This window comes from Adhaeribacter pallidiroseus (genome assembly GCF_003340495.1).
In the GTDB taxonomy this organism is placed as follows: Bacteria; Bacteroidota; Bacteroidia; order Cytophagales; family Hymenobacteraceae; genus Adhaeribacter; species Adhaeribacter pallidiroseus.
Genome location: NZ_QASA01000001.1, coordinates 5356884 through 5375969, shown reverse-complemented (window position 1 = coordinate 5375969; position 19086 = coordinate 5356884). Strand labels below are relative to the sequence as shown.

At 43.3% G+C, this 19086-nt stretch carries 18 protein-coding genes; 10 read left to right on the top strand and 8 right to left on the bottom strand.

Annotation, left to right across the window (positions count from 1 at the left end; all coding sequences use genetic code 11):
- Positions 1–49: 49 nt before the first annotated feature.
- The 3 genes from AHMF7616_RS27290 to AHMF7616_RS21390 all read right to left on the bottom strand — a co-directional run bounded on the left by AHMF7616_RS27290 (position 50) and on the right by AHMF7616_RS21390 (position 2153).
- On the bottom strand, positions 50–208 hold the full coding sequence (locus AHMF7616_RS27290; protein ID WP_394335789.1) for a helix-turn-helix transcriptional regulator: 159 nt from the start codon (positions 206–208) through the stop codon (positions 50–52).
- A gap of 444 nt (positions 209–652) precedes the next feature.
- Positions 653–1402 (bottom strand): ZIP family metal transporter, encoded by a 750-nt coding sequence (locus AHMF7616_RS21395; protein WP_115374737.1) that lies wholly within the window; start codon positions 1400–1402, stop codon positions 653–655.
- A 13-nt stretch (positions 1403–1415) separates the two neighbouring features.
- Positions 1416–2153 carry a class I SAM-dependent methyltransferase gene (locus AHMF7616_RS21390; RefSeq protein WP_115374736.1) on the bottom strand — a complete coding sequence of 246 codons (738 nt, stop codon included), beginning with the start codon at positions 2151–2153 and terminating at the stop codon, positions 1416–1418.
- A 192-nt stretch (positions 2154–2345) separates the two neighbouring features.
- Between AHMF7616_RS21390 and AHMF7616_RS21385 the strand changes: the two genes are divergently transcribed.
- Positions 2346–2603 (top strand): C10 family peptidase, encoded by a 258-nt coding sequence (locus tag AHMF7616_RS21385; RefSeq protein WP_115374735.1) that lies wholly within the window; start codon positions 2346–2348, stop codon positions 2601–2603.
- A gap of 267 nt (positions 2604–2870) precedes the next feature.
- Here AHMF7616_RS21385 and AHMF7616_RS21380 read toward each other — a convergent pair whose 3' ends face one another.
- The 5 genes from AHMF7616_RS21380 to AHMF7616_RS21360 form a co-directional block, all read right to left on the bottom strand.
- A complete protein-coding gene (locus tag AHMF7616_RS21380) occupies positions 2871–3155 on the bottom strand; it encodes a heavy metal-binding domain-containing protein (protein WP_115374734.1) in 285 nt (94 codons plus the stop codon).
- A gap of 73 nt (positions 3156–3228) precedes the next feature.
- Positions 3229–3528, bottom strand: coding sequence for a hypothetical protein (locus AHMF7616_RS21375; protein WP_115374733.1), 300 nt, complete (start codon positions 3526–3528; stop codon positions 3229–3231).
- 133 nt (positions 3529–3661) lie between these two features.
- Entirely contained in the window at positions 3662–4135 is a 474-nt protein-coding gene (locus AHMF7616_RS21370; RefSeq protein WP_115374732.1) for a YcxB family protein, read from the bottom strand.
- A 165-nt stretch (positions 4136–4300) separates the two neighbouring features.
- Positions 4301–5161 (bottom strand): carboxylating nicotinate-nucleotide diphosphorylase, encoded by an 861-nt coding sequence (gene nadC, locus AHMF7616_RS21365; RefSeq protein WP_115374731.1) that lies wholly within the window; start codon positions 5159–5161, stop codon positions 4301–4303.
- Positions 5162–5399: 238 nt separating this feature from the next.
- Complete coding sequence (locus AHMF7616_RS21360) at positions 5400–5807, bottom strand: DUF4783 domain-containing protein (protein WP_115374730.1); 408 nt, start codon at positions 5805–5807, stop codon at positions 5400–5402.
- A 140-nt stretch (positions 5808–5947) separates the two neighbouring features.
- Here AHMF7616_RS21360 and gpmI point away from each other — a divergent pair, with 140 nt between their 5' ends.
- The 9 genes from gpmI (at position 5948) to AHMF7616_RS21315 (ending at position 19002) form a co-directional block, all read left to right on the top strand.
- Entirely contained in the window at positions 5948–7477 is a 1530-nt protein-coding gene (gpmI, locus tag AHMF7616_RS21355) for a 2,3-bisphosphoglycerate-independent phosphoglycerate mutase (RefSeq protein WP_115374729.1), read from the top strand.
- A gap of 9 nt (positions 7478–7486) precedes the next feature.
- Positions 7487–8083: a hypothetical protein gene (locus AHMF7616_RS21350; RefSeq protein WP_115374728.1), complete on the top strand. Its 597-nt coding sequence runs from the start codon at positions 7487–7489 to the stop codon at positions 8081–8083.
- 204 nt (positions 8084–8287) lie between these two features.
- Positions 8288–9583: a sugar MFS transporter gene (locus AHMF7616_RS21345; RefSeq protein ID WP_115374727.1), complete on the top strand. Its 1296-nt coding sequence runs from the start codon at positions 8288–8290 to the stop codon at positions 9581–9583.
- Positions 9584–9780: 197 nt separating this feature from the next.
- A complete protein-coding gene (locus tag AHMF7616_RS21340; RefSeq protein ID WP_115374726.1) occupies positions 9781–11280 on the top strand; it encodes a M43 family zinc metalloprotease in 1500 nt (499 codons plus the stop codon).
- Positions 11281–11841: 561 nt separating this feature from the next.
- On the top strand, positions 11842–13974 hold the full coding sequence (locus tag AHMF7616_RS21335; RefSeq protein ID WP_115374725.1) for a HEPN domain-containing protein: 2133 nt from the start codon (positions 11842–11844) through the stop codon (positions 13972–13974).
- Positions 13975–14188: 214 nt separating this feature from the next.
- Positions 14189–15736 (top strand): TSUP family transporter, encoded by a 1548-nt coding sequence (locus AHMF7616_RS27805; protein WP_317047623.1) that lies wholly within the window; start codon positions 14189–14191, stop codon positions 15734–15736.
- Between the two features lie 298 nt (positions 15737–16034).
- A complete protein-coding gene (locus tag AHMF7616_RS21325; protein ID WP_115374723.1) occupies positions 16035–17207 on the top strand; it encodes a trans-sulfuration enzyme family protein in 1173 nt (390 codons plus the stop codon).
- Positions 17204–18109: a PhzF family phenazine biosynthesis protein gene (locus AHMF7616_RS21320; protein WP_115374722.1), complete on the top strand. Its 906-nt coding sequence runs from the start codon at positions 17204–17206 to the stop codon at positions 18107–18109. Before AHMF7616_RS21325 ends, AHMF7616_RS21320 begins: the two co-directional genes overlap by 4 nt.
- Before the next feature lie 47 nt (positions 18110–18156).
- Positions 18157–19002, top strand: a complete 846-nt coding sequence (locus tag AHMF7616_RS21315; RefSeq protein ID WP_115374721.1) for a hypothetical protein — start codon at positions 18157–18159, stop codon at positions 19000–19002.
- The last annotated feature ends 84 nt before the right edge of the window (positions 19003–19086 follow it).

Below are 19086 nucleotides of genomic sequence, written 5' to 3'. Positions count from 1 at the left end.
GGAGTATCGATTAAAATTTAAATTTTTAAATTTTTCGGTGAAACTAAACTTAATCTGTGATCTCGAGAGTAAATAGCGGCTCTACTTGTTTGCCGAAAAGTTGCGCTATTTGGAAGGCCAGCTCCGTAGACGGAATGTATTTACCCAATTCAATGGCGTGAATGGTTTGCCGGTTACCTCCCTTGTGGCCGGCGAGTTCTTCCTGGATAATATTTTATCTGCCCATTCTACTTTTACGCGGTTCTTCATGCCGGTATTCCTCGCTGCGACTGCTAGCATACCCCATGAAAACGAGCAATAAAAAAGAGTAGAAACGTTAAAAAGTTAGCAAATACATTTTCTATAAATAAGCCTGAAGAAATAAACAACAAGGCGCTTATGAGCACAAACAAGTTTAAGTAGGTGGCCCAAACCAAAGATTCTAACGTAATTTTTAAAATAAACTCGTCTTCTTGCTTTACTTTAGAAGAGACCATGTTGCGCTATCCCCACAACAGCCAGGCTAGTAATAAAAGTATGTAATTAAGGTTCTTAAACTGGTTCGGAAGTAAATAACGAGCTTCCATGGTGCCCTAATTACCCCCGCAAATGTAAAGTTAAGATTACTTTACATTCTTAAATTTAGCCTCCTATTTGAGCGAAGAACTGGTAACTACAGCCAATCCGTTAAAAGAGATAGCATTACGCCCGCCAGAGTAGCCATTAGTTTACGCCGGTTGAAATGGTGTTCGGGGCTGGTTTCGAAGAGGATGGTGGTAGATATATGCAAAAAGTTACCGGCTACCAAACCGGTTAGAATAATGTACAAATTACCCGTTTGTACTTGCTCGTGCAACACGTAATTACTGAACCACAAACCCAGCGGCGAAGCAATGGCAAAAAATATCAAATAAAGGAAAGCTTTTTTAAAATTTTGCAACCGCGATACCAAAATAGACATTAAAGCAAAAGCGGCCGGTATATGGTGGATGGCGATACCCGCTAAGATCCGGTAAAAGTTATCGGAACCCGCGTGGTGGTGCCCTGATAGCTGATGTTCGCCTTTAATTAAAATACTGCCTTCCAAAAAAGAATGGATCATTAGGGAAAACAAAAGCAGATACGGAATGGTATCGGTTTGCTTTTCGTGGTGGTGCATGTGGCCGTGCTCAATGCCCTGCGAAAATATCTCCAGAATTAGCTGCAGAAAAAAGCCAGCCAGAATGTAATAACCTACCGCGTGCGGATCAGGAGCATCTACCAACACATCCGGCAATACGTGAATAACGGTTAAGGTAAATAAATAAGCTCCGCTAAAAGCCAGTATCAACTTTAGCCATTGCTGGTTATGCTGCGGAAAGAATCGCACCAAGGCACCGGAAAACATAACCGTTAAAAATAAAATAATACTTGCGAAGAGCATACCAAGGTGGGCGTTATTTTTTAAGAATAAAAATCATGCGCTCGCTGGTTTCCGGATTGAAAGGCTCCAATTCGTAAGAACCAAAAACATTTATCAAGCGCAAGCTCGTCATCCGGAAGTATTCCATGAACTGATCGTAGGTTAGGGCCCGCACTTTTTCGTAGAAGGTATGTTGCTGATCTTGGTCAGTTACCGCAATGGTTTTCACCAGAAAGCCTTTTTCTACTTTCCGGGATATTTGAAATAAAAGGCCATCTATGGTTTTCTCTTCGCCATCCGTTACCTGCTGAATGGCCTGATTGGTATTTATAAAATCAATAACAAGTTTACCACCCGGTTTAATAGCCGAAACTGTAGAACGCAAAGCCACTACGTTCTCGGTTTCAGAATCAAAATAGCCAAAATTGGTAAATAAATTTAAAATTAAGTCGTAGTAAGCGGTTCGGAAAATGTCCCGCATATCGTGCTGGTAAAATTGCAAATGCTCGTTTTTAAATTGTTTAGCACGAGCAATATTCTTTTCCGAAACATCGAGGCCTGTAACATGAAACCCTTTTTGATTCAAGTAAGCCGCTTGCTGCCCGGTGCCGCAATTCATCTCTAAAATCCGGTAAGTAAACTTCGTATTTAGATGGGCAATTAGCTTATCTAGAAACGCGTGCGCTTCCTGAGTGTCGCGATTTTTGTACAAAATTTGGTAATACGGCGAATTAAACCAGGTACTAAACCACTCTTCCTCTTGCTGGTACATGGGTGTTTTTATTAAGTGGCCGCAAAGGTAAGAGTTATTTATGAAATAAGACTATTGGATAATTAAATCAGCCTTCAATCCAAAACAAATAGCAACTTTCGCTATAAAATAGTTTTTAGCTAATTCTCTATTAAATAAATCCGGAGGTTGCCGGTACGTTATCTAAGCTACTTAATCTAGCTATAAACTAAAGTGGCAGAATTTTACGGCTGCTTTACCGGTAACCGACCTTTACCCCAAGAACTAACGAATGCCATTGCCCAAAAAGAAAACATCCGGCATATTATAAAAGAGGACAGCGTAAAGCTACTCATCCAAAAAGAAGTAGATGCGAAGCGCCCAGTATGTTTTTACTATGAAAATTTTACAACTAATGGCCATTCTACCGTAATCGATGGGTATATCCGGCAAAGCAGTATTTTGGGGTGCCTATCAATTACGGGTGGGTGACTTCCACTCCGGTTAGTACAATCTCTTGCGGCCTGCAGAGGTGGCTAATAACATTAAACTACGAGATTTCGTAACTATAAACCCGGTATAATTTTAAATTTAAGACTGCCGAGATACTTGTTTTTTACTACCTGACAAAGAAGGCAAGCGCATTAGTATTAGGTAACTTACAACTTCATTTACTGGAGTGTAAATTATGAGCAACCATAACGTAAAAAGGCCGGTAATTTAAAATTACCGGCCTTTTTACGTTATGGTAGTAAGTGTTTATAAAGCTAAAGAATCTGGTGTAGCCGTAGCTCCTGTATAATCCGGGTTCTTCACTAAATCCATACTGCAAACCGGGCACTTGCCTGGTTCGTGGCTCGCACTGCCTTCACATTTCATCGAGCAGATATAAGCAAACTGAGCCGTACTGGCCGAATCCGGAGCTGTAGTAGTTTTTGCAGCTTCGGTGGTTGCTGCGTTTTCTTCGGAAGCCGGCTTATTGCAGGCACTTACATACACACTACTGGCTAGCGCTAATCCTAAAGCTGTATTTTTAAATTTCATTTTATTAAAAAAGGTAACGCAATAAATTTAAGCAATCTGGTTTAATAAAACTGCCTTATTGCAGAGTAAATAATTATTCGTGGTTTTCTACCGCTTCCTTCTGGTTCGTTTTGGTCGACTCTTCAACCTGCTCTTTAGAGTTATCCAGGGCTTTGTTCGCATGCTCATCGTGGTTCAGGTTTACGTCTTGCCGCGCATTGTCATGCCCACTATTATCATCGGTATTGTCCAGGTTTGGAGAGTCCCGGGTGCCCGCTGGTACGTAATCTACGGAAACCTTATTTTCCGGGCGTAAATCCGAAGGTTCGCTGCTGCAAGCTCCCATAAATGCGGTACTCAAGGCTAAGACTAAGGTAAAAGCTTTAGTAGTCATATATTTATTACTGGTTGAATCTAAAAATTAATTATTTATAAAAACGATACTTTATGAGAATAGATACTGAAACGTATTAATTATTTAATTTTTATAGCGATTGTTTTTCACTAATAAAGTTGTAATTACCAGATCAGGCGATTAAATTTTTTCGTTTCAGGTAGGCATCCATCATTTTTAAATCATTTGGATTATTGAAAATCCGGAAGGGCAAATGAATAAATTGCGCTTTAGATAAAGATAAGAAATAAGCATCTTTGGTTTTCTTAGCCGTTTTAATCATATCCCAATTTACGGGCATGCCCTGCTTCTCGTTTATTTTCATTAAAATCTGGCGACCATCAATCTCGTAGGCCATTTTTTCAAAAATAATTTTGTTTTGTTCCAGTTGGGTAACGCCGGTAAACTGCACGGCCCAAAACAACAAATAAAGCACTACAATTAAAATAGCGCCCGAAATAAACCACCACGAAGGCCAGATAAAGGCCAGACACGCAATTGCAATTGGCCCAATAATAAACCACCATTGCTTGCGCAGGATCTCCAGCATGGCCATTTTAATGTACGTACTTGTTTCTAGCTTGTACTTTTTGGTTTTAATAATCACGGAAATAAATTAGAAATTTAAGAATTATTAATTAGGGATTGTAAAACAGATGCGCTACAATCGAGCACAAAAGTAGGCAAAAATTTACCTTGTTAAAAAAGCAGCGGTATATTTTTACTGGTTCTAAACCAGAATTAACGACTTAACTTCTAATAAAAATAAGTTTTATTTCTTGGCCTTTAAGCTCAGGTCCAGGCTGCGGATAGAATGGGTAAGTGCTCCTACCGAGATAAAATCTACGCCGGTGGCAGCTATGGTGGCAATAGTTTCCTCGGTAATACCTCCGGAAGCTTCCGTTGGGTACTGGCCATTAATAAATTGAACAGCTTCCCGTAATTGGTCCGGCGTCATGTTATCGAGCATAATCCGGTCTACTCCTCCAGTATCCAGTACTTGCCGCACTTCCTGCAAGTTCCGGGTTTCTACTACAATTTTTAACTGGCGGTTGGTGCGTTGCAGGTATTCGTGGGTAGCGGTAATCGCTTGTTTAATACCCCCGGCATAATCCACATGGTTATCTTTTAAGATAATCATATCGAATAACCCGTACCGGTGGTTTACCCCACCTCCTATTAATACCGCCCATTTTTCCAGCATTCTAAAGTTGGGCGTAGTTTTGCGGGTATCCAGTAACCGGGCGTTGGTGCCGGCAATTAGTTGATTTAACTGGTGCGTAAAAGTAGCAATGCCGCTCATGCGCTGCATGCAATTTAAAACCAGGCGTTCGGCGGTTAATATAGATTGCGCTTTACCGGCTACATAAAAGGCAATATCACCCGGTTTTACCGGAGTACCATCCGTTATAAATACTTCCAGGGTTAAAGTAGCATCTACCTCTCGGATGATTTCCTGAGCCAGTTCTACTCCGGCCAGAATGCCGGTTCCTTTTACCAGCAACTTAGCTTCGTTTTGGGCGCTATCCGGTATAGACGCCAATGACGAATGATCGCCGTCGCCGATATCTTCGGCTAATGCTTGTTTTATAAATTGCTTTAAACTTTCGTCGGTTATGTAGGATGGTCTCACAAGCTTACTAATACGGGTATTTAGCAGTTATAGGTTGCAAGTTGCGGGTTTATAACAAACTGAACTAATAATAACCAGAATCATTCGGGCATTTAAAAAGAAAATTCTTAAAAATTTAAAAAAACGTTTATCGATGTACCTGGTAAAAAGCAAAAGGCACGGCACCAACGAGGGCCGCGCCTTTTAATTTTTTTGTACCATAAGTATTATCAACAGAAAGTAGTTATATTCTCATTCTTTATTCTTTCGTGAATTCAATTGTATCAATCAGGTTTTCACCTTTAAATTGCTTGATGTACACCATTACCCGGTAAGAGCCTCCGTTATACTTATACTTCATAATCTCGTAAGTCAAGCCTTGATCGGAGGATCCTTTGTGGACACTCTCAATACCCGTAGGTGCTTGCTTACTAAAGAAATCCCGAAGCACAAATTCGGCTTGGGTTTGGCTGTAAGTAGATTTATTACCATCAATGCCAACTTCTACAGAAGTATTAAAAAACTGGGCTAAATCCCTGGAATTTCCTTCACTTAGTGCCGTCCGGATTCCACCCAGCACATCGTCCTGCGCGTATGCCTGACCCGTAAATACCAAAGAGGTAGCTACTAGAGCCAGCATCGTTAGAACTAGTTTAATTTTTTTCATAAGTTATAATAAAGTAATTAGCTGGCGTACCCACCAAAACTGTGCCAACGTATTTTCTGAATATTGTTATAGAATTTGGATTTTGGAGGTTCAAATTAATAAAAATTATACATTTTAAGCCAGAATATTATATTTGCAGCATGAACAAAAAAGTTATTCTGATAATTCTGGATGGATGGGGAATTTCTACTAATCCGACCGTATCGGCTGTAGATCAGGCAAATACTCCGTTTGTAGATTCGCTTTACCAGCGTTTTCCGCACGCAAAATTAGAAGCCTCCGGCGAAGCAGTAGGCTTACCGGAAGGCCAGATGGGAAATTCTGAGGTTGGCCACATGAATATTGGCGCCGGCCGGGTAGTGTACCAGGATCTTGTGAAGATAAATGTTTCCATCCGGGAACACGAGCTGGAGAAAATGCCGGCGCTGGCGGAAGCTTTGGAATACGCGCTACATCAGGATAAAAAAGTACACTTCATGGGTTTAGTGTCTGATGGTGGCGTACACTCGCATTTAAATCACTTAAAAGCCTTGTGCAGCATTGCCGCCGAAAAAGGTTTGAAAAAAGTATTTGTGCATGCCTTTACCGATGGCCGCGATACCGACCCCAAGGGCGGCGTAGGTTATTTGCAGGATTTAGAGGCGCACCTGCACCAAACCACCGGCGAACTAGCCTCTATTGTGGGCCGGTACTACGCCATGGACCGGGATAACCGCTGGGAAAGGGTTAAAGAAGCCTACGACTTAATGGTACACGGCATGGGACAGGCTACTACCAACCCTATTCAATCGCTGCAGGATTCTTATTTAGCTGGGGTTACTGATGAATTTGTAAAACCGATTGTAAAAGTAGATGCCGGCGGCAAGCCGGTAACGGTAATGGAAGAAGGCGACGTAGTATTGTGCTTTAACTTCCGGACCGACCGGGGCCGCGAAATTACGCAAGCTTTAACCCAGCGCGACTTCCACGAGCAGAACATGCACAAGCTGAACCTGTATTATTTAACCCTCACCAATTACGACGATAGCTTTGTAGGCGTAAAGCCGATTTTTGATAAAGATAATTTACATAATACGCTGGGCGAAGTAGTAGCCAATGCTGGTAAAACGCAGATTAGAATTGCCGAAACTGAGAAATACCCGCACGTTACCTTTTTCTTTTCGGGGGGCCGCGAAGCCGTTTTTAACGGAGAGAAACGCTTAATGGCCGCTTCGCCCAAAGTGGCCACCTACGATTTAAAACCCGAGATGAGCGCTTTTGAGCTGCGCGATCTAATAGTACCGGAACTCCGCGACAAAAACGCTGATTTTATTTGCTTAAACTTTGCTAACCCCGATATGGTGGGCCACACCGGCGTGTTCGAAGCGGCGGTAAAAGCCGTGGAAACCGTAGACCAATGCGCCGATGCGGTAGTAACGACGGCCCTGGCCAGTGATTATGCTTGCATTATTATTGCCGACCACGGTAATGCCGAAATGATGGTTAACCCCGATGGTACGCCTAATACCGCACATACTACTAACTTAGTACCTTTTATTCTGGCTTCAAACGATTACCCGGGAACTTTGCAAAACGGTAAATTAGGCGATTTAGCTCCAACCATTTTGCAATTAATGGGTATACCTCAACCACCCGATATGACCGGACAATCGTTATTACAGCTTGCTTAAAAATTAATTTTGAGGTATTTTTTTAAATTTTTCCTGATACTAAGCCTTACCTGGTTCAGCAGTTGCCAAAACGAATCGGTAAAACCGAATCCCAAGGCAATTGCTTCGCCGGCGTACTTCAACTTAAGCCAATTTATCTCGGGACAAGTTAAACAACTGCAATCGGCACCAATAGCCGTAGAGAAAACCTTTGTTACCCCGCCCGACGCACCAGAAATCAAGGTGCTGCGCACCATCAACTGGGAGCACGAACTGGAAACTTTTACCCAAGCCGACATCAATAAGCCTGCCTTGCGCGCCGCCTACGCCATAACTACTACCCCCGAAGCAAATGGCCGGATCAAAACCATTTACCGCAAACGCCCAGGCTACCGCGATGCGCCCGTGGAGTATTTAGAAGTAACTACTTCCGCGGATAAACAAGTAGTAGCGATCAAAGGCCGGCACCGGGATGACAATTATTTAGTAAAATCAACCAAAGATTTTTCGCTGCAATGCGAGCCGGTTAATGGCCAGAATCAGATTATCAGTTACCAGATAAGCGGTACCCAAAAAACCGTTTTCTTGCGCCCGCTCGAATACCGCATTAAGGGTATAATTCAGTAAATCAGTTTATTTTTTAAAAATTTGCCATCCTTTACAAGCCCACTTTGCTAATTTTATAGCAGTTTTCTGGTTTTATCCTGCAAATTTACATTACGCTGCTTAATTTGATTTGGTAAGTTAGCTTGCTGTAATTCCAAAATAATTTACTACTTTCGGCTGACACGTACGTGCACGGTATTATTCATAACTTCTTTCCAAAAACTCATGACCAACAGTTCGGTATCTCGGGAGCCCGTTACAAGTTCGGCTACCACCAATGCCAATTACATGCGCTCTATTATTATTATCGGGGCTTTATTTTTTATTTTCGGTTTTGTTACCTGGCTTAATTCGGTACTTATACCTTATTTAAAAATCGCCTGCGAGCTCAATAACTTTGAATCGTACCTGGTAGCTTTTGCCTTTTACATTTCTTACCTGGTAATGGCTATTCCGTCGGCGTGGGTACTCAAGGCTACCGGATTTAAAAAAGGCATGTCGGTGGGTTTGTTGATCATGGCGGTAGGTTGTTTAATTTTTATTCCGGCGGCTACCTCCCGTACGTACGTTTTGTTTTTACTGGGTTTGTTTGTGCAGGGCACTGGTTTAGCTATTCTGCAAACGGCTTCTAACCCGTATATCACTATTCTGGGGCCACGGGAAAGTGGCGCGAAACGCATTAGTATTATGGGTATTTGCAACAAAGTAGCCGGCGCCATTGCTCCTATTATTCTGGGTAGCATTGTATTATCCGAAGCCGATACTTTGGTAGAACGCTTAAACGGCATGAACGCCGTGCAAAAAGCTACTGAACTAGGTGAGTTGGCTTCCCGGGTAATCACGCCTTATATTATCATGACGGCTATTCTCTTGGTACTGGCCGTACTTATTTACTTTTCCGGCTTACCCGAAATCGATACCGATAAGGAAGATGAAACCGTAGCCGTAGCCAATACCAACAAAACCAGCATTCTGCAATTCCCGCATTTAATAATGGGTACCTTGGCGATGTTCTTGTACGTGGGCGTGGAAGTAATGGCCGGTGATACGGTGATCAGTTACGCGCACAATGCGCAAGGCATTTCTTTAGATACCGCTAAATTCTTTACGTCGTGTACCCTGATAGCCATGATTATGGGCTACATCATTGGTATTTTAACGATTCCGAAGTACATTAAACAAGAAAAAGCGCTCCAGATTTCGGCGGTGCTCGGTGTTATCTTATCAGTGGTAGCTATTTTAACCGATGGCTACATATCTGTTTTGAGTGTGTCTTTGCTGGGTTTGGCGAATGCCTTAGTTTTCCCGGCTATCTGGCCCCTGGCTATTGCGGATTTAGGTCGGTTTACCAAAATTGGTTCGTCGTTTTTGATTATGGCCTTAGCGGGTGGCGCTTTAATACCCTTGGCTTATGGTCGCTTGGCCGATGTGCTTAACCTGCAACAAGCTTATTGGATTATGGTGCCTTGTTATTTATTTATCTGGTACTACGCCGCAGTTGGCCATAAAGCCAGAGCATAAAACTATAATTTTTAAAACTTTCAAAAGCCTGGCTCTATGCTGGGCTTTTTCGTGATTATCTAATTTGTAAATAAAAGTATTTTTAGCAATCAAATACTAAAAACAAAACGTAACAGTTACCGATTATAGAACCAGAATTTCTGGTATCTCTAAGTAGGACTAAAACATCTCATAAATTATTTTTTAACTTACAGCTCATGCAGTTGCGAGCACATTCCTTTTTTTTAATTTTTATCTGGTTAGTATTTACCCATTCTGTAAAAGCGCAGCAAGTAGCTCCGTCGAGACAATGCGCTACCAACGAGGTTACCCAACAACTGCAAAAGCGTATACCGGGCATGGCGGCCCAGCAGCAAAAAGTAAAACGCCAGGCGCAAGCCTACCAGCAGCAAAAAAAACGGGCCCGTTTACAGCAACCGGTTATTGTGGTACCCGTGGTATTTCATATCGTATACCGTACCACCCGCGAGAACATTTCTACGGAGCAAATACTCTCGCAACTAGACGTCTTGAACACGGATTATCGCCGTCAGAACGCTGATTCCACGCAAACTTTACCGCAGTTTAAAAGCATCGCCGCCGACACCCGCATTCAGTTTTGCTTGGCAACTCGCGATCCGCTTGGCAGAATGACTACCGGCATTACCCGAAAAAGTACCACCGCAACAGGTTTCGACTTGGGCGATGACGTGAAGTTTTCGAGATTCTCCGGGCAAGATGCCTGGGATTCGGACCGTTACCTAAATATTTGGGTGTGCAATCTATCGGGCGAAACGCTGGGTTACTCGCAATACCCCGGCGGACCAACCGAAACCGATGGCGTAGTGCTGGATTACACCACCGTGGGGCAACCCCCGGTAAATCCGTTTGCTTCTAGTTACAATTTGGGCCGCACGGGCACCCACGAAGTAGGCCATTGGTTGGGCTTGCAACATATCTGGGGCCCGGATGATGCCAGCTGTACCGACTCCGACGATATTGCCGATACGCCTAACCAGGAAGATGCCAGTAATGGCTGCCCAACGAGTGCCGTAACCTCTTGTAACAACAGTTTACAAGGCGGCGACATGTACCAAAATTACCTGGATTATACCGACGATGCTTGCATGAATTTATTTACCCAGGGCCAGGCCGAATACATGCAAAGTATTTTGAGTACGGTTCGCCAGAATATATTAACTACTGCCGTAGTTTGCAGCGTACCTTTAACCGCCGACTTTGTAGTATCTGATACGATTATTGTGGCCGGCACTACGGTGCAATTCGAAGATGCCAGCGTGGGCGTGCAAGCCAATCAATGGAACTGGACTTTTGAAGGGGCGAATGTGGCAAGCTCTAATCAGCAAAACCCGTTGGTTCGTTACGATCAGCCTGGAACTTATACCGTTACACTAACTGCTAGCTTTAATTCAGTGTCCGATGCGGTTACCAAAACGCAATACATCCGGGTAACGGGCACTGAAGCTATTCTCTATCCCAATCCAGCGGAGGATCAGTTAAACATTGAAGCACCGGCCAATAAAGAACTCCAGCAAATCCAGATTATAAACAGCGTCGGCCAAATAATACTTACCCAAACTACAGCCGCCAATTTCGTTACAATTAACTTACCTGCGGTAGCAAATGGCTTGTATACCTGCCGTTTATGGTATAAAGATGGCAGTACTTCCGTTAAAAAATTAGTAATAACGCGGTAGTTTATCAGGTTCCAGGAGCCTACCGCTTCAACTTTTTTAAAAATTTTTAATACCAGCGGGATAATTTCAGGGCTTCGCGGAACAATTCAACAACAGAAATGTTATTTGCTTGCATAACTTGCAATATTTCACCGGATTTTTAAAAAAATACATCTAAGCCGCTGAAAGTTCGTAACATACTTATATATTTACGGCACCAAATTAAGATTATGAACACAAACGCTTTTTCTTCGGCCAACAATCGGGTACCCGCAGCTTGCTGTGGTTTCTGTTGTATGGCTCCGGCAGGAAAGGCTTAATTGTGAATTGATATAATTACGAAAAGGCCTTTTCTGCAACCAGAAAAGGCCTTTTTAATTCCGGACTAATTCTATTAAAACGATATAAATAATATGTTAAATGTAATGGCTTCCTGTTGTTGTATGTGTTGTTTCGCCGTTCAGAAAGATCGGCCGGTATAAGCTATTGCGTTCTGCGGAATCCATAGTTTTGCGCGGGCCTTTCTCCAGTAAGAGAAGGCCTTTTTAATTTAAAAAAGATAAAAGATTTAAATAGTATACCATGTTAAGTTTTCGGACCGAATTTGAAAATCCGTTGGTTTCCAAAGAGATTATTGATCTCGATAAAAAAATACGTCTATTCCGGGGCGGCCAGATCGCCGACGAAAAATTCCGGAGCCTGCGTTTAACGCGCGGTATTTACGGGCAGCGCCAGCCCGGCGTGCAAATGGTGCGTATAAAATTGCCTTTCGGCCGTTTAACCGTAAAGCAATTACTTAAAATTGCCGATGTATCGGATGAGTACGCGAGCAAAAACCTGCACTTAACTACGCGTCAGGATATTCAGATTCACTTTGTAAGCCTGGATCGCACCCCCGAACTATGGGCGAAACTGGCCGAAGATGATATTACTTTGCGCGAAGCTTGCGGGAACACCGTACGGAACGTAACAGCTTCTTATGATGCGGGCATTAACCCCGAAGAACCGTTTGATGTATCGCCGTACGCTTACGAAACCTTCCGGTATTTTGTGCGCAACCCAATATGCCAGGACATGGGCCGGAAATTTAAAATTGCGTTCTCGGCCTCCGAAGCCGATACCGCTATGGCCTACATGCACGATGTAGGATTTGTACCGAAAGTAAAAATTGAAAACGGCGAAGAAGTACGCGGTTTCCGGGTAGTATTGGGTGGAGGGCTTGGCGCGCAACCCATGCTGGCCAAACTAGGTTACGAGTTTTTACCCGAAGACCAGGTTATTCCGTTAGTCGAAGCCATTATCCGGGTATTCGACCGCCACGGCGAACGCACCAGCCGCAACAAAGCGCGTTTGAAATACTTAATTGCTAAAATTGGCTTTGAAGCTTTCATGGACTTAGTGGCCCAGGAACGTACCGCCATCAAAAGCAAGACCTATACCATCGACCGCAACAGCGTACAGCAACCGGAACCAGCGCCCGCTCGCGAGATTCCGGCCGTTGAAATTTTAAATCAGAACCATTACGAAGCCTGGTTAAAAACCAATGTAACCGAGCAAAAGCAAAAAGGATTTTACTCGGTAAAAGCCCGCGTGTTAATGGGCGATATTAAAACCGCTGAGGCGCGTAAACTAGCCGCTTTGGTGCAAGATTTTGCCGCCGACGATATCCGGATTACGGCTAACCAAGGCCTACTTTTTAAATACATTCGCCCGGAAGCTTTACCTTATTTCTTCCAGGAATTAAACAAGTTAGGTTTAGCCAAACCGGGTTTCGACAGCACTGCCGATATTACTACTTGCCCCGGCACCGATACTTGTAACTTAGGTATTACCAACAGCATGGGCATTACGGAAGTGCTGGAAGACATGATTAAAGAAGAATTTCCGGATTTAATCTATAACCACGACATAAAAATTAAAATTAGTGGTTGCATGAACTCTTGCGGGCAACATGGTTTGGCCAACATTGGTTTTCACGGCAGTTCTATTAAACACGGCACCGCGGTAGTGCCGGCTTTACAGGTAATGTTGGGTGGTGGCACCTTGGGTAACGGCGAAGGCCGCGTAGCTGACCGGGTAATTAAAGTGCCTACCAAACGTGGTCCGCACATTTTGCGCTTCTTGTTCAACGACTTTGAAGCCAACGCACAAGACGGCGAATACTTTAACTCGTATTACGACCGCCAAGGCAAAAACTACTTCTACCAGTTATTAAAACCGCTGGCCGATTTAAGCACCATGGCTCCCGATGATTACAAAGACTGGGGCCACGTAGAAGAATACGCGACGGCCATTGGCGTAGGAGAGTGCGCCGGCGTCATGATTGACCTGGTGGCTACTTTATTGTACGAGGTAGAAGAAAAGCTGGAGTGGGCCGTAGAAGCTTTAAAAAATGGCATGTACGCCGATTCTATTTACCACAGCTACAGCATTTTTGTAGGTACCGCTAAAGCCTTGTTGTTGGGCAAAGGAATTGCCTGTAACACGCAAATCGGCATTATCAACGATTTTGATACCAACTTTGTAGCCAATGGTACTTTTACATTCGAGCCAGATTTTAAAACGCATGTGCTGCAAATCAATCAGAACGAGCCTAGCCAGGAGTTTGCGTTACAATTCTTAACCGAAGCCGATAGCTTCTTAACGGCGGCTAAAACCTTCCGCGGCGACGAAGTAAAACGGCCGGAAGTATTAGTTGATTTGCTGAACGCTTAATTTGTCTGAATCGCGGATTAACCGGATTACGCGGATTCAATGATGCTCCTGAAATGGGTAGAAGTTTCCTGTTTCAGGAGCAATGTTTTTCCATGAGTGGCGCGGATTTCTACTTATTAGTAAACTTAGAAATCCGCGTAATTCAGTAAATCCGCGATTCAGACAATAATCTGCGTAATCTGTATAATCCGTTTAATCTGTGATTTAAAATATTGTGTTAACTGACTCTAACCCACTCACCGCTACGGCACAGGAGAATTACTTATTCCCGGTTTTTCTGAAGCTGCACGAACTGCATACTTTAATTGTAGGCGGTGGCTTTGTGGGCGAAGAAAAGGTTACGGCGGTGCTCCGCAACAGTCCCGAAGCAAGAGTTACTTTGGTAGCTACGCAAATTTTGCCGCAAATCCGGGAATTTGTTGCAACCTACCCGCAGGTTACTTTAATCGAAAGACCTTACGAAATAACGGATCTGGAAGGCAAGGATTTAGTTATTGTGGCCACCGATAATAAAGCTTTAAACCGGGAAATTAAACAACAGGCCAAAGCTCGCAAGTTGCTCGCCAACGTAGCTGATACCCCTAACGAATGCGATTTTTACCTGAGTTCTATCGTCCAGAAAGGAAATTTAAAAATTGCGATTTCTACCAACGGCAAATCGCCCACGGTAGCCAAACGAGTAAAAGAAGTATTAAACGAAACTTTCCCGAACGAATTGGAATCGGTACTGGATAACCTGCAACAAATCCGGAACAGCCTAAAAGGTGATTTTGCCGAAAAAGTAAAGCAGCTAAATACCATCACGGCTATGCTGGTGGATAAACCAGCTCCTCCCGCTATCACCGAAGTTTCTAAACCCGCACCGGTACCTTTGGTGCAGCACATCAAGCATTCCTGGCGCTACCGGGTACTCATTGGTTTTGCCTGCTTAGGTTTGATGATTTCCGGGCATCTGCTGTTTAGTTTTTTGCCATTCGATATTATTGGCGGTTACGCGCTGCGCCTGGCCGGCGAAATTGATTCGAGCATTTTGTGGTTTATGCTGGCGGGTTTTGTGGCCCAAATGATTGATGGCGCTTTGGGCATGGCTTACGGCGTGAGCGCCAGCACATTTTTACTCACGGTGGGCATTCCACCCGCTATAGCCAGTGCCAGCGTTCACGCCTCCGAGATATTTACCAGCGGCGTATCGGGCCTCATGCACCTGCGTTTTAGGAATGTAAACAGCAAATTATTTAAAAATTTACTCTTGCCCGGTGTATTAGGAGCTATTCTGGGAGCTTACATTCTTTCATCCGCCGAAAACTATTTATATATCATTAAACCGCTGGTGGCTTGCTATACTTTGTTCCTGGGCGGCGTTATTATCAAAAAAGCTATAAAGAAAACTACCAAGCGCAAACCCATTAAGAAATTAGGTGTACTCGCCACATTTGGCGGCTTCCTGGATTCAGTGGGTGGTGGCGGTTGGGGACCTATTGTGTCTTCGTCGCTGATTGCCAGTGGCCGCAGTCCTTTGTACACCATTGGATCAGTAAACCTGGCGGAGTTTTTTGTGTCGCTGGCCAGCTCTATTACGTTTATTACACTGCTGGGCTTTAATCACTGGCAGGTAGTAGCCGGACTGGTACTGGGTGGGGTAGTGGCGGCTCCAATTGCGGCGGTGCTGGCACGTAAACTGCCCATAAAAACCATGATGATTTTAGTAGGAGTAATTGTTATCGTAGTAAGTCTGCGCAACATCATCACCATGATTTTTTAAAAGATTAATTTTTCTAGAATCAATCACCTAATCAACCTATTAGCAACTTAAGTCAGAATTAATTACTAACCACTAGAACTTACAAGCTGCGTAGCCAACAAGTTTCCTCCTGAATGACAAAGAAAATAATGGTAAGCACTTAAAAGCAAAATTTAATTAACTCAGCTTTCAAATTCATAACTTTTTTAACTTGAAACTTGCAACCTGTAACCTGCAACTTTTCAACCTTACAACTATCTAACTTTTCAACCCATAACTTGCAACCTGCAACTTGTAACCTGTAACCCGAATCAAACCCGTGAAAGATAAAGAAACCCAAGTAATCCGCACCTACCCGAAACGCAGCGAGTTCCGCGAGCACTCTACGCCGCTTTATTTAACCTCCAGCTTTACCTTCGAAACAGCCGAGCAAGGCCGCGCCTTATTTGCCGACGAAATAGAAGGCAACATCTATTCCCGTTTTTCTAACCCGAATACGTCGGAGTTAATTGATAAAATGTGCGTGCTGGAAGGTGCTGATGATGGATTTGCATTTGCTACGGGTATGTCAGCCGTATTTTCGGGGTTTGGCGCTATTCTGCAATCCGGCGACCATATTTTGGCCTCACGGTCGGTATTTGGTTCTACGCATCAATTACTAACTAAAGTATTAGCTAAGTGGGGCATTACCTTTACCTACGCCGATGCCGCTCGCCCCGAAGAATGGGAAGCCTTAATCCAGCCAAATACTAAACTCATCTACATCGAAACACCTTCTAACCCGCAGTTAGAGCTAATTGACCTGGAATGGCTCGGAAATTTAAAAAAGAAGCATAATCTAATCTTAAGTGTCGATAATTGCTTTGCTACACCGTATTTGCAAACGCCCATTCCGTACGGGGCCGACTTAGTCATTCATTCGGCCACTAAATTTATCGACGGGCAAGGACGGGTTTTAGGCGGCGTTATTGTAGGTCGACAGGATTTAATCGACGAAATCCGTTTTTTTGCGCGCCATACCGGTCCGGCATTGTCGCCGTTTAACGCCTGGGTCTTAAGCAAAAGCCTCGAAACCTTACCGGTGCGCATGGACCGGCACTGCAAAAACGCCTTGGCCATAGCGCAACACCTGGATCAGCACACGGAACTGGAAAGCGTATTGTACCCGTTTTTACCTTCGCACCCGCAGTACGAACTGGCGAAAAAGCAAATGAAGCAAGGCGGTGGCATTGTAACGTTTGTAGTAAAAGGCGGATATGCCCGCGCGCACAAGTTTATGGATGCTTTAAAAATAGCTTCTAAAACCGCTAACCTCGGCGACTCCCGCACCACTATCACGCACCCGGCTTCTACCACCCATTCAAAACTAACCGATGCCGAACGGGAAGCGGTAGGAATATCCGCGGGTCTGATCCGAATTTCGGTGGGTTTAGAAAACGTGAACGATTTAATTGCCGACATTGATCAGGCTTTGGCCGCTACCCAGTCATGAAAAAAGCTTTTTACTACTTGGTAGATGTTTTCACAGATAGCGTTTTTGGTGGTAACCAATTAGCCGTATTCCCAAAAGGCGAAGAAGTGCCGGAGCACTTAATGCAGCAGATTGCCAAAGAATTGAATCTTTCGGAAACTACATTTGTACTACCACCGGTAAATTCGCAGAACGATATTAAACTGCGCATTTTTACGCCTGGCCAAGAGTTACCCATGGCCGGACACCCGACCATTGGCACCGCTTTCGTGTTGCTGCAACAAGAACTACTGGCTACCGCTGGCCGAAATCCTTTAGTTTTTGAAGAAGGCGTGGGCGACATACCCGTAGCCTTCGAGCAAAATGGGAAAGAGTTCGGTTTGATTACCATGACGCAACCTTTACCCAAATTCGGGGAGATTGTGACGGATGTACAAATTTTGGCCGATCTGCTTTCGTTGAGCCTGGATGATATTTTACCGGAGCCTCCCGCTCAAGTGGTGTCGTGCGGGGTGCCTTATTTATGCGTACCCCTCAAGAACCTGGCAGCGGTAAAAAAAGCGCGTTTACGTAACGAAGTTTTTGAAAACCAATTGAGCCACATCGGGAGCCAAAGTGTGTTTTTGTTTTCCCTGGAAACAGAAGATCCGGCGAATACGGTACATGGTCGCATGTTTGCGCCCGCTTTTGGCATCCCCGAAGATCCGGCCACCGGCAGTGCTTGCGGTCCTTTGGGTTGTTATTTGGTGCAAAACAAACTGGTACCTGATCAACCAGTTGCCAGTATCATTTGCGAGCAAGGCTACGAAATGGGCCGCTCTAGTTTATTGTATTTAACTATTGGCCAAGAAAGTAATACCATTACTCAAGTAAAAGTAGGAGGGAAGAGCGTGTTGGTAGGCGAAGGTTACTTTTATCTGTAATTTTTTAAAATTTTGGTGGGGTAGGTAGTTGGCAGTAATAAGAATATATGAAAAACATCTTACATCTATTTATTGGATTTTCTCTATTTATCATTAGTTATAATGATAACTCAACCAAAAAAGTAGAAGAGGAAAAACCTGCATTTGATGCTTTTGCTACAACTATAAAGGCAGATTCAGCTGAATCTGATGCTATAATTAATAATACAAAACCACAAAAGGGTGGAATAGAGATTCCTAATGAACTTAAATCATTTGTTGGTAAAGGTCAGGTTACTTATGCTCTTGAACGAGGTGATATAAATGCGGATGGTTCAAGTGACTATCTATTATCTATCGGTAAACCACTTCCAAAAGATGAAGATGGCAATTTGGATTATGAAGTGATTGAAGCAAGTGAAGAAAAGTTGAATGTCTTGCTTATAATTAGGGACAGAAACAAGATGCTGTCTTTAAAAGCATCTAACAACAACATTTTAGATTATCCTATATCTACATTACATGAGCCAGATGGTATATATCCAGATTCTATAGGTACAGGCTTTTTAATAAGTTATTTTGGAAGTGGGGAAGGAGTACGTAGTTCTTATACCCGTGAGGATTTTTTTTTTACATTTAGTAAACACGATAACCAATGGTATCTTTCAAAAATTATTGATGAAACTGGGCTTAATAGTCCTGGGGCAGCCCTGAATGTAGACATTGAAGATTTTAAAGAAGAGCATCCCAATTATACTGAAAATCAAATAGATTCAATTGAAGAGTTACCTGAGGAATATTCTAAAGCGACAATAACCATTTATACGAGCAAAGATTTTGTTAGAAGAGTTGCATTTTCTTCTTTCAATTACGATGACTATTATTCCGGCAAACTTATCATTAACAAGGAATAACACCTTAATTTATTTTAAACATACTCTTGTTATTAAGTTTGTTACACCTTTATATTCTTGTAATTTCTTGCTAAGTGTTAATTG